Annotated in this window: 11 protein-coding genes; 2 read left to right on the forward strand and 9 right to left on the reverse strand. The window is 54.0% G+C overall.

Annotated features, from left to right (window positions below; all coding sequences use genetic code 11):
* Positions 1-33: 33 nt before the first annotated feature.
* Together K2H17_RS06720 and K2H17_RS06725 are read left to right on the forward strand one after the other, a co-directional pair.
* Positions 34-1,713, forward strand: a complete 1,680-nt coding sequence (locus K2H17_RS06720) for a polysaccharide biosynthesis protein (RefSeq protein ID WP_363319929.1) — start codon at positions 34-36, stop codon at positions 1,711-1,713.
* A 4-nt stretch (positions 1,714-1,717) separates the two neighbouring features.
* Positions 1,718-3,595, forward strand: a complete 1,878-nt coding sequence (locus K2H17_RS06725; RefSeq protein ID WP_300132921.1) for a hypothetical protein — start codon at positions 1,718-1,720, stop codon at positions 3,593-3,595.
* Positions 3,596-3,775: 180 nt separating this feature from the next.
* Here the strand turns inward: K2H17_RS06725 and K2H17_RS06730 are convergent, their stop codons facing one another.
* The 9 genes from K2H17_RS06730 to K2H17_RS06770 all read right to left on the reverse strand — a co-directional run bounded on the left by K2H17_RS06730 (position 3,776) and on the right by K2H17_RS06770 (position 11,418).
* The gene (locus K2H17_RS06730; RefSeq protein WP_300132924.1) at positions 3,776-4,135 is read right to left on the reverse strand and encodes a DUF4834 family protein; all 360 of its coding nucleotides are present in this window, start codon (positions 4,133-4,135) and stop codon (positions 3,776-3,778) included.
* Positions 4,136-4,188: 53 nt separating this feature from the next.
* Complete coding sequence (gene pssA / locus K2H17_RS06735) at positions 4,189-4,911, reverse strand: CDP-diacylglycerol--serine O-phosphatidyltransferase (RefSeq protein ID WP_300132927.1); 723 nt, start codon at positions 4,909-4,911, stop codon at positions 4,189-4,191.
* A 29-nt stretch (positions 4,912-4,940) separates the two neighbouring features.
* A complete protein-coding gene (locus K2H17_RS06740; RefSeq protein ID WP_300132929.1) occupies positions 4,941-5,624 on the reverse strand; it encodes a phosphatidylserine decarboxylase family protein in 684 nt (227 codons plus the stop codon).
* A 202-nt stretch (positions 5,625-5,826) separates the two neighbouring features.
* On the reverse strand, positions 5,827-7,284 hold the full coding sequence (locus tag K2H17_RS06745; RefSeq protein WP_300132931.1) for an RNA-binding domain-containing protein: 1,458 nt from the start codon (positions 7,282-7,284) through the stop codon (positions 5,827-5,829).
* A 116-nt stretch (positions 7,285-7,400) separates the two neighbouring features.
* A complete protein-coding gene (locus K2H17_RS06750) occupies positions 7,401-8,612 on the reverse strand; it encodes an ABC transporter permease (protein ID WP_300132932.1) in 1,212 nt (403 codons plus the stop codon).
* A gap of 61 nt (positions 8,613-8,673) precedes the next feature.
* Positions 8,674-9,336, reverse strand: a complete 663-nt coding sequence (locus K2H17_RS06755) for an ATP-binding cassette domain-containing protein (RefSeq protein ID WP_363319930.1) — start codon at positions 9,334-9,336, stop codon at positions 8,674-8,676.
* On the reverse strand, positions 9,336-10,739 hold the full coding sequence (locus tag K2H17_RS06760; RefSeq protein WP_300132933.1) for a hypothetical protein: 1,404 nt from the start codon (positions 10,737-10,739) through the stop codon (positions 9,336-9,338). Before K2H17_RS06760 ends, K2H17_RS06755 begins: the two co-directional genes overlap by 1 nt.
* 6 nt (positions 10,740-10,745) lie before the next feature.
* A complete protein-coding gene (locus K2H17_RS06765; protein WP_300132936.1) occupies positions 10,746-11,120 on the reverse strand; it encodes a HepT-like ribonuclease domain-containing protein in 375 nt (124 codons plus the stop codon).
* Positions 11,113-11,418, reverse strand: a complete 306-nt coding sequence (locus K2H17_RS06770) for a nucleotidyltransferase domain-containing protein (protein ID WP_300132938.1) — start codon at positions 11,416-11,418, stop codon at positions 11,113-11,115. Before K2H17_RS06770 ends, K2H17_RS06765 begins: the two co-directional genes overlap by 8 nt.
* Positions 11,419-11,798 lie beyond the last annotated feature (380 nt).

Consider the following 11,798-nt stretch of genomic DNA (forward strand, 5'->3'; position numbering starts at 1 on the left):
ATAACCCTCTCATAGTATATCCAATATTTTAACGTGTACCGGACACTGCTGACAAGAGAACTTTCGCGCCACAATCTGTCAAGATGGATTGTGCTGCTTCTCGACTGCTCGATGGTTTATCTGTCGGGGCTCCTGGCGTGTGTAATCAACCTCGGCCTGGCCAACACTGTCATCAATCTCGGTCACATCCTCCAGACACACCTCATCTACCTCAGCCCCTTTGCGGCAGGATTCCTCCTGTGCAGGACCTACCGCAACATCTTCCGTCGCACCTCGGCAGCCGATCTGGTCAGAGTGTGTGCGGCACTGGTCTTCGGTGCGGCTACAATCATGTTCATCCGCATCTTCCTCCACGCCGACAGCATTCTCTTCGCCGTGCGTCTGCGCGACCTGGCAATCCAGTCACTCCTCTCTGTCACAACCATCTGCGGAATGCGTGTAAGCGTCAAGACGGTCTATGACCTTTATCTGCGCTACACAACTACCGGAGGTGCCTACGGATACAGCGACCGTCAGCTGATCGACCTCGAAATGGCCGACCTGCTTGACCGCAACCCGATCCAGGTCGACATGAGCGAGATCCGCGCCAAGCTCTCCGGAAAGCGTATCCTCGTCACTGGAGCCGCCGGAAGCATCGGCAGCGAACTCTCGCTTCAGATCGCCTCCCTCAGACCGCAGAAACTGATCCTTGTTGATCAGGCCGAATCTCCGCTCCACAACCTGCGCCTTGAGATCGAGCGCCTCTACCCTGAAACAGACTGCCTCTACATTGTAGCCGACGTCTGCAACGGCACATGCATGGAGCGCATCTTCGCCCAGGAAAGCCCCGAAACAGTCTTTCACGCAGCGGCCTACAAACATGTGCCGCTGATGGAGGAAAATCCGGTCGAGAGTGTGCTCAACAACGTCGGAAGCACCCGTCTGCTCGCCGATCTCGCCGTCAGCTACAAGGCCGACAGGTTCATTCTTGTCAGCACCGACAAAGCCGTCAACCCGACCAACGTCATGGGCTGCTCGAAACGCATCTGCGAAATGTATTGCCAGAGCATTTCGAGTTCACAGCCCGGAGGCTGCCGCTTCATCACCACCCGTTTCGGCAACGTGCTCGGCTCGCAAGGATCGGTCATCCCCCTCTTCCGCAACCAGATACGCCGTGGAGGCCCCGTAATGGTCACCCATCCCGACATCATACGCTACTTCATGCTCATCCCCGAAGCCTGCGCCCTGGTGCTCGAAGCCGCCATCCTCGGAAAGGGAGGCGAGATCTTCGCCTTCGACATGGGCAAACCGGTCAGGATCGTAGACCTCGTCCGCCGTATGATAGCCCTGAGCGGACGCTTCGACGTAAAGATACAATACTGCGGACTGCGACCCGGCGAAAAGCTCTACGAAGAACTTCTCACCGACAAAGAACAGGTCATCCCCTCCGGCCATCCGAAAATCAAGATTGCAAAAGTAGCGCCATGTGACCATCGCCGTGTGACAGCCCAGGTCAACGAACTCCTCGCCACAGCCCGTACCTTCGACGCCGAAGCGACGGTCAGGTCAATGAAGCGCATGGTGCCCGAATACATCTCCAACAACTCTCCCTATTCAGCCCTCGACTCCTCGGCTCACGGCCCGGAATCCTCTCTGAGAGTAGCTCCCGAACCGACTCCCGACATATATCATACAGCATATCATACCAAACCTGAAATCCAACCTATCGCATAAAGCTATGTACCTTCTCAAGACTTTGAAACGTTTGTTCCTACCTGCCTTATCACTGGCGGCGCTCGGCATGGCCTCCTCAGCCGTAGCCCAGACGCCATCCTCCTATGAGGACTTTGACCGCCAGTACAAAGACTACCGCACAGTCTTCTCAGACACAACCGAAACAAATCTGCCCACCCGCACCGAAGTTGTCAAGGAAACCAACCAGCCTTTCGGCGTTGTCACCAACAAATTCGGCAAAAACTGGTTTGTGTTCGCCACAGCCGGCGCCCACTCCTTCCGCGGCGACTATTCGGGCCTCGGCAAATTCGGAGGCACCATCTCGCCTGACTTCGGAATCGGTGTCGGCAAATGGTTCACCCCCGGTATCGGTGTCAAACTTGAATTCATCCGTTCCGATTCCGAGGGCTACACCGAATATATGACCGGCCACTACGGCTACGGCAAGATCCTCTTTACCTCCGACGGAACTCCCTACCGCAAGATGAGAACCCGCTGGTGGGACATCGGCGCAAGCGTCATCTTCAACCTCTCGCGCCTCATCCTCGGCTATGAAGGCGCCGACAGCCCAAAACTCATGAACCAGTTCATGCTCAACGCCGGTATCGGCGGAGTCCACCACATGGGCTACGGCCACTCCCACGGCTCTGACAACGAACTCAGCACACACGTAGAACTCCAGTACAGCCGCTTCTTCACCCGCTCGAAGCGCTTCTCGCTCGACTTCAAACTCCGCGCCCTCCTCTATCAGACCAACTTCGATCTCGAATACGGTCAGGCCAACCACGCCGCCAACAAATGGGACTCCAACCTCGGCGCCGACCTTGGCTTCACCTTCTATCTCGGCTCCAAGCGCGCCCGCAACTGGCGCATGGGTGCCACCCACACCTACACACGCGACTATCGCGAACGCCAGATCCGCGAAGTCCGCGTCAAGGAGGGAGATCCCGCCAAGTTCACCGAGATCACCTTCTATGTCTTCTATCCCAACAACTACTCAGGCCGCAACGATGCCCCGACAATCGCATCCAGCTCGGTCAACGCCATCGACTACCTGACCGGCGGTATCTACACCCAGCGCCGCTTCGCTGACAACGGCGACGTTGCCTCGCGTCTCGTTGCCGGACACCCCCTCAAGGGACTCCCGACCGAAGACCTCCCGACCGAACCCGCCGACCGCGACTTCGCCATCACCTCGGTGCCCCGCGGCTATGAAATGGGCGAAGGCCCCATCTCACTCAGCCTCGCACCCGCCGACATGTCACAGTTCCGTCAGAGCGCCGGCTACTACTACGCCCCGATCTACGGCGACCAGCACCTCTGGCACTACCGTATCGACGATGCCACACGCTCCCAGAAACTCCTGAGCGAGGACAACTACTACGAGACTCAGACCTTCGGCCTCAACGCCCACAACGGTCTTGAAACCATCCGTGAATACTTCGACATCGACCGCGGCGAATATCTCGTCAGCCTCGCCGACATCTATGCAGCCGTCAACTCCAACACCGGCCACATCGCGCAGCACACCGATTCGGAGACCGTCGATGACATCCGCAACATCATCGAAAACGGCGTCATCACCGCCATCCTCGTCGAAGGCCTCGCAACAAGCCAGGACAACTTCACCGGACCCGATGCCAAGCAGGTCGGTCTTGACCGTAACACGACCCTCTCTGACAACCGCGCCACAACCGTGCTCAACTGGCTGCGCGAATCAGGCAAATTCAACAATGTGGACTCCAAGACCTATCGCGTCAACTCCTTCAAGAACGCCGTCCGCGGCATCGGTCGCGTAGACGATCCCTCGACCCGCGGTCTCGAAGCCAAGATGAACCGCTGTGTGAAAGTCCACCTGCAATACATCCTCCCGCAGAAATAGGAGGATGTAAACCGCCCCCTCTGCTATCCCTCCCCGAAAGCAAAACAGCAGTCTGATAAAATAAAGAAGTTACAAAAGCAGAATATCCGGACGCGGCGCCAAGCCACATCCGGATATTCTGCTTTATCTTATTTATATCTGTTTTATATCTGTCTGCTCTCTTCTCCGGAAACGCCGCTATCAGCGGATCTCCTCCCAGTCGGCATCGCTGACCTGAGGTTCGCGGGGAGTGTAGGAGCGGTCGCTGTTTTCAGCCTTCTCAGAAGCCTTGAAATCAGTCTTCACATCAACTTCTTCAAACTCCACATACTCGCCGTCCTCGCGGCTGAAAATCTTCTTTTTCGGCTGCTGACGCCGCTGCGAAGTCTGCTGCCCGAACGGAGAGGCACCCTGGCGGAAACCCGCCTGTCCTCCGAAGGCCTGATTGAACATGTCGTTGACCTTCTCGGTATATTTCCGCCGGGCATAACTCAGCAGAAGCGGCTTCACAAGAAGCCACACCAGATACAGGATCAGTATTGTTCCAAAAAATTCTAACATTGTCGGAAAATAATCTCTAAAAGAGTGTTTTTAATAGTGTAATGCCGCCCGGCTCACTTCTCAGCCGCATCCGCATCCGGATCCGTGCGCTTTCCCAGCAGCGAGATCAGAATGTAGAGCACGATTGTCCAGGCAAAGCCCGAAACGCCGTCAGTGATCACGAAAAGGGCCGTGGCGGCCATAATCACATAACGTCTAACATTCTCGCGCAGCGAAAGGTTGGCGAATTTGAGCGAAAACATCTTAAGTTCGCTCACCATCAGCAGTGAGATCGCGACGATAAGCGCCACCATCACCACATCGCCCGGATAACCGTGGACCATGATCCAGGCCAGAGTCCCCACCCAGAAAATCGCATTGGCAGGAATCGGCAGACCGATAAACGAGGTGGTCTGACGGGTGTCAACATTGAACTTTGCCAGACGCAGAGCGCCCATCACGGCGATCAGCAGGGCCAGTGCGCTGACCCACATCGGGCTTCCGGCGCGCAGCATCGTGTTCATCACCAGAAATGCCGGGGCCAGGCCGAAGCTGACAAGGTCGCTCAGCGAATCCAGCTCCTTGCCGATAGGCGAATAAGCATGGAGCAGACGCGCCGACATGCCATCCCAGAAATCAAAGGCGGCTGCCGCACCGATGCAGACAAAAGCCCACTGTATGGCACTCAGCCACGGCGTCGGCATGTCAAGGTTAAATGCTAAAAACACCGCCGCACATCCTGAGAGGAGGTTGAGGCAGGTGATTGTGTTCGGAATATAAGTGCGGATTGATTTCAATTGATGATACTGTGTTTTGTATGATAACCTTATTCGTCATCAGGATGCTCGCGCAGACGCGCCACCACCGACACTCCGCCCGTTGTCTTGTCGCCGATCTTGACACAGACCTCGGCATCGAGCGGGAGATAGATGTCGACTCGCGAGCCGAACTTGATGAAGCCCATGTGGTCCTTGATGTCAGCGATGTCGCCAGGCTCGGCATAAGTCACGATGCGACGGGCCACGGCGCCGGCAATCTGACGCATAAGCACTTCCTGCCCGTTGGTCGCGCGAAGCAACACCGTCGAACGCTCGTTCTCGATGCTCGCTTTCGGCAGATAGGCGCTCAGAAAACGGCCGTTGTGGTGACGGACCATCAGCACCTCGCCGTCAACCGGAAACCAGTTGGCATGGACGTTGAACACCGACATGAACACTGAAAGCATCCTGACACGGCGACGCAGCACCTCCGGCTCGAAAACCTCCTCCAGAGCGACCACAGTACCGTCGACCGAGCTGACAACCACATTGTGGCGGTCGCCGTGGAAAGCGCGCTTGGGCGAACGGAAAAAGTTGACGATCAGCAGATAGAGGATCGCGGAAATCACCGTGAAAGTCGTCGGGATCGCAGCAGGGCGAATGAACATCCATGCCGACAGATTGATCACAATCATTATCAGCATGACCACGATAAGTATATTGATTCCTTCGCTGTGGATCTTGACTTTCATTAGATTCGAGGGTAGTATAAAGGGATTGGGCAATTGCCCGCTGCGTTCTCTTAATTTGCAAAGTTATGCAAACTTTTCCACTTTTCAAAACCGACCGTCAAAAAATCCCGCAACAAACGCAATCACCCACCGAAAAAACATCGCCCGCCCCGCATTATCGCACTAAATACAGGACAGGACGGTGTTATCTTTGCAGTGTCGGTCAATCTTCCAAAGGCTTTGTGATCTGCCACGATCCGGTTTTTCGGCTTCCGGCCCTTTCGATATACCCTTTACTTTTCAAATACTGAACGATACGGGCTATCTGCGGGCGTGAAAGTTTCAATCGCTCCTGCAATTCCACATACTGCACTTTAGGATTCATTGAAATCAGATGAAGCGCCTTTCGCTGACTAACAGACAAATGACTATCCGAGCAATCTGATTTTATAGTCTCATTTATAGTCTCATTTATAGTCTCAACCTCATGAGACTTTCGCTCAACAACCCTGAATGCCGTGCCAAGGGTCAGATCAAATTCCGGTCGTCCATTGCCGTTTGCAATCAGATCATCTTCGACACGCCGGACACCACGGCTGAATCGGTTGACAAACCCAAGTACACGAAGAGCTTCAGCTATAACCGCATTACGATAGTCATTTACATTCGGGAAATTTTCAGGATTTGCTTTGCCATACAAACCGCCATGATTCTGTATCTCAATCCTGTCATCATACTGATAGAATTGAATCGGACCGTTGGAATCATATGTCCGATGACAAATCGCATTCATTAACAACTCCCTTGTAGCCCAATGAGGATAGTCTACAACCGTTTCCTCCCTGAGCACCGACACCGGTAACGGACGTCGGTTAGTGATTGTGGTATCAACAAATGTGTCAAGCTGATATAACATTTTCATGAGATTGCCGGAGAACTTATATTCTCTTTCGACATCTCCGCCACGCCCCTTTCCCTTAAACTTGACATACTGGATATATGCGCCAGGCAGAAAGCGCTCCACATTGTGACCGAACATAACGATTCCCGCATTTGTCGGACAGTCGTATCTCAGATCATAAAAACCAAGCGCCTGCATCTGCTGGCGAATATCCCGCCTGTCATTGACAAGTATCTCCGATGGAATCGCTTTGGGCAGATAGGATGACAAGAAAAGCTGCGTATCAATATCATTGATTGTAGCACGCAAACATGGCATCGCATCAAAGGTCAACGCCTGACTGTTTCGCTTTTCTATCAGAATCTTTTCATCATGTTCATTGGCAACTCCTTTGCGAGGACCTACCCTAACCCATATCTGACCTTTATATCGAATTGGAGGAAAAAGCGCAGGTTGAACTTCCACAACCGCAACAGGGCCGTCATCAAGTTCGACTTTCTCAACAACCATTGACGGCTGCGGCTGTATATTGCCGTCAGTGCGGATGCCTGAAAGATTTTTAAGCAACTCATCAGTAATGCTGATACCGACCACCCGACCGGTTTTATCGTCTGCCCCGATTATCAGATAGCCTGGTTCCCCATGATTGGGAAGGTCATTGGCAAATGCGCATATCGCCTGACCGAACTTATCTGTATTGTTTACAGACCGTGTTCTTTCAGAGCGGTCACTTTCAATATCGTCAAGAAGACGCTGTATTAAATTCTTATCTATTGCCATTTTTCGGGGCGGTTTAAAATTTATTGTCAGGTTTGATTCACGGATTATATCTCCAGACACATATCAGACTGCCGGATCGGGCAGGAGACGGAGGGGGTTGAGGGACTCCTGACGGCTCAGGCGTAGAAACAGCGGCGGATCGTGCGGGTGATGGCGGCAAGGTTGCCGAGGGTTATGAGCAGCACCAGCCCTACGCCTACTCCTGCTGTCAGCCATGCCGATCCCGGCTCGCTTCCCAGTGAGCGCAAGGGGCCTCGCCACCAGGCCGAGGCTGCAAACATCACCGCCAGGGCCGCTATCAGGACTGCGGCGTTGACTCCGATGACAATCAGATGGTAGTGACGCGACACCTGCGCGGGGGAGTAGCCCAATTGCATGAGGTCGTGGATCTTCACGCGGTTTTTCTGCAAGAGCAGATAGATGCTGAGCATCAGTATGAAGAAGGCAAGAATGCTGATGATCAGTCCCACGCCGATCACCACCGTGGTCACGACAGAGAGAAAAAAGGCCGCTTTTCCGTTGTCGGCGCGGTCACCGGCAGTCTCATAGCCGTGTTCTTCGAGATAGCTTTCGACCTGCGGATCGCCGGGTTTGTCGAGCATCACGATCAGGCGCGACGGTGCTTCGGCGGGTGTCTCGGAAAATTCACCGTTGGCCCACTGCATGAACTCTTCGGGGACTGCGATCGTGTTGAGCCGTGAGGAAAAACCGACAATGCGGGCGTCGACCCACTCCTGACGGCCATTGCCGCTGAGCGACAGTTTCAGCGGCACCATCCCTATGACCTCTTCGGAGATCTGGGGCATGCCGCGTGAGGTCGCGAATCCGAAATTGTAGAGCGACAGATAGTCTTTCGACAGGATTACCGGCACGTATGACGAGCGTCCGGGCTTATACGACCAGTCCTTCGGGGTGACGTCGAAAAACTCATCGGGGATCGACTCTAAGAAGAGCGCCGACCCCATCGAACTGCCTCCAAGCTCGACTTTGGCATAGACGTTGAAAGCCGCCGAGCTGAAGCGCCCCACTTTGCGCGCCCAAGGACACGAGGCTATGTCGGCAATCTCCGCCTCGCTGAATGCAGTGGCGTTGCCTGAGGCTGACTGACCTCCGAAAAGGCCGCTGACACCCTCGACGCGTTTCGACAGGACAAGATAGTCTTTCGAGATGAATGAATCGTCGTCGTTCCAGACCGAGCTGACATCGCGGTAAAACTGCAAGGCCGTCAGCACGATTGCCAGACCGACAAGATTGGCCACGGCATATCCTGCGATCTGCCCGGCACTTATATTGTGGCGCAAAAGGCGCCAGACTGTGTTCTTTGACATTTTTTTATGTTGATTAGGATTCCAATTGGCCCAATCGGACTAAGAGGGCTGTTTCGCATCATCAGAGCCTCATCAGCTCGAATTGCTCAAGGCGGATCTTGTTGCCGACCGACGTGGCTATGACTGCCGCGCCCTGACCTCCGGCCACCTCGGTTATCAGCGAGGCCACGGCGGCGTTGTTGCGGACGTCGAGATGGCTCACAGGCTCGTCGATCAGAAGGAAATCAAACGGCTGGCAGAGCGCACGGACGATGGCCACTCTCTGCTGCTGCCCGACCGACAGCCGCCCCGCCGGTTCGCCGATCTTACCCCCGACTTCCAGACGCTCCAGAAGAGTGCGGATCTCCGCCTCGCTGCGGAAATCTGTCAGACGGTTTTTGATCATCACATTTTCCATCACGGTCAGTTCGGGAAAGAGGCGCATCTCCTGCGGAAGATAGGCAAGCGAGCGGCGGCGCAGCTCACACCAGCGCTCTATGCTCAGCTCCGCCGCATCCTGACCGTCGAAAAGGATCTGACCGTCATAGTCACGCCGGCTGCCGTAGACAAACGCGCAGAGCGACGATTTGCCCGTTCCGCTCTCGGCCTCTATGATGTAGCTGCGCCCGCGGCGGAAGACCACCTGCTCTCTCAGCCAAAGCTCCGAATCCCTGACCGGAGACTCCTTCTCGCTGCCACGGAACACCCGCGGCAACACCTTTCTCAGTTCAATCTGCTCTATCATCACAGCAACACTGAGAGAATGGCCTGAAGAATCGGTTGGCTGGTTCCCGTGAGGGCCAGTTCGGCAGTAGTCGTCCCTTCGCCGGTCTGCCCCGTCAGCTTCAGGCCGAAAGCCGGAGCCGACGGATTGAGACTCCTGAGCGAGGGCAGTTCGAGCGACAGTGCGCCGTCCTTACCCGTGAAGAGCGGGGCGAGGGAATTCTGACGCGATGAGTCGAAAGGCATATTGCTGACGGCAAAATATCCGTCGACATTGCCTATATAGAGGTTCATACCGTATTGCGGCACCACCATCAGCCCATCATCGATCATCCGCGGGCTGATTCCGGCCATGAACATCGACGAGCGCACCATGTTCATGATCTCGCTGATCTTCTGCTGCGGAAGATGAGCCATCAGGACAAAATGCCAGTTGCCCGGATCCACGTCACTGTAAGCCTGATCGTTGGCCGGACCGGCGGCAAGCATCACCGTGCCGTTGACCGACTGGAGATATGGAGTGGCCACGGCCATCATTCCGCGGGCCTGGAAGCCGCCGAAGGTGCCGACCGCCTGGGTCAGTGTGCTCCAGTCGAAATCAGGAGTCAGACCGATGGCAAAAGCGAAATTGAACGAATCCGGGATATAGGACAGCACCGCGGGATTGATCGCTTGCAGACCGTCGGCAGACACCGTTGTGCCGTCGCCCTGCATGACCACGCTCGACGCCGTCAGCCGGTTATCCTTGACATTGCAGCACAGAGTGGCCCACAGACTTTCCTTCTCGCCCCCGTCAGCCTTAGCGCCTTTTGACGAAGCGCCGCGACGCATGGCCATATTGAGAAGGCCATCCCCTTCAAGCACCCCGCAGACACCCTCAAGGGCAGTCAGCGGCGACTTGGCGGCCTTCTTCTGAAGCTCACCGACAGACTTGACAGCATCCTTGGCATCTACCATCCAGAAGCGGCCATTGCCTGCCAAAGCTGTAAAACCGTTCCACTGCCCCTGCTTGAAACCACCCTTGGCCTCCGCCCATTCGATTTCATCGGCAGTGGCTTCCGTAAACTTGGCTTCGTCGCTGACAAGAGCGGTCACATAGACAGTCCCGTCAAGATCCCTGGCCCATGCCATGCGGTCGAGATCGCAGGTCCCGGAGCGGTCTATGGCCCCGGTCAGAGCGATCAGATCGGCGAAACGGCCGTGGACCGTGACACCCTTGACACCGTCGGCGCCGAACTCAAAGCCGGCCTGGGTCAGTACGCCTTTCAAACGCACCATCCCGACATTGTCCACCTCAGCGGGAAACGCATCAAGCAGAGCCTCATCCTTCGAACACGAAGCCATCACAGCCCCAAGCATCAAAACCGCCATCAAAGGCAACAAAAACGGCCTCAAAGCAGCCGTCCTGAAAAACATCCGATTCATATCTTTTTATATTTTGTTTTCTCGATTATACTCTTCCTCATACTCAACAATGATCCTTTCAATGTCTTTCTTTAATTCCGGAATATGCCGTGTAAGCAGACTCCATAGAAACTCCGGAACCACATTGTCATACGAATGTATGATCCGGTTGCGCGTATCAATAATCGCTCTCGCATTTGGGATGACCACCAATGGATCAGACTTCCTAATCCTGTTTATGGCCTCCCCCATGATCTCGACTTTTCGCTCCACAACACATTTCCGCATCATATCCCTTTCAAAAAGATCATATCTATTCGGAAAATCTACGAAACAGCTTTCGACGTCGCTGATCGCATCCAACACATCCTGAAGATAGGCAAGGACCTCTTCTTTAGCCATAGATCGTTTGTTTTGTACGGTTTACATTGGCAATGAAATATCGGTTTCGCAGTCCTTTCTCCTCAATCAGATCCACCTTACGGCCAAACAAACGTTCAAGCGCGTCACGGAAACCGAAATAATTGCTGACATAGTCAAACTTCTCATGATCAACAGGTTCAAAATCAACAAGCAGATCGACATCGCTCTGATCATTGAATCTATCTGTAAGAACAGAACCAAAAGCAGAGAGCGATTTGACCTTATGCAGTCTGCATAAATCAAAAATACGATGCAAGTTAAGTTCAATCAAATTCATAAGAATTCTTTATAAGTGTTACTTCTAATGCAAAGATAATGATTAGCATCGACATTGTAGCACTCCATTCTCAAAAATCGTTGACCATGAGCACCAAAGATACTATCCGGATCATGCAACCGACTCACGGCAGGCGGGGATCAGCGGCGGAGGCCGGTGATTGGGGTGGATTTAGAGGGTGTGTCATAACAATAGTTAAAATCTGAGCGACGGTATTATATTTTCTGCTTTGGATAATTTCATGTGTGAGAATTTTTTAAGCTACCTTAGCCTTGGTGTCTCTTTTGCTAAATTGTTGAAATCCGTCAGTCGCATAGCTCGCTATGCTCCTTTCTCATTTACAACAATTTATCTAAAAGATACACCACTCAGATTTTAAC

This window comes from Duncaniella sp., assembly GCF_029054785.1.
In the GTDB taxonomy this organism is placed as follows: Bacteria; Bacteroidota; Bacteroidia; order Bacteroidales; family Muribaculaceae; genus Duncaniella.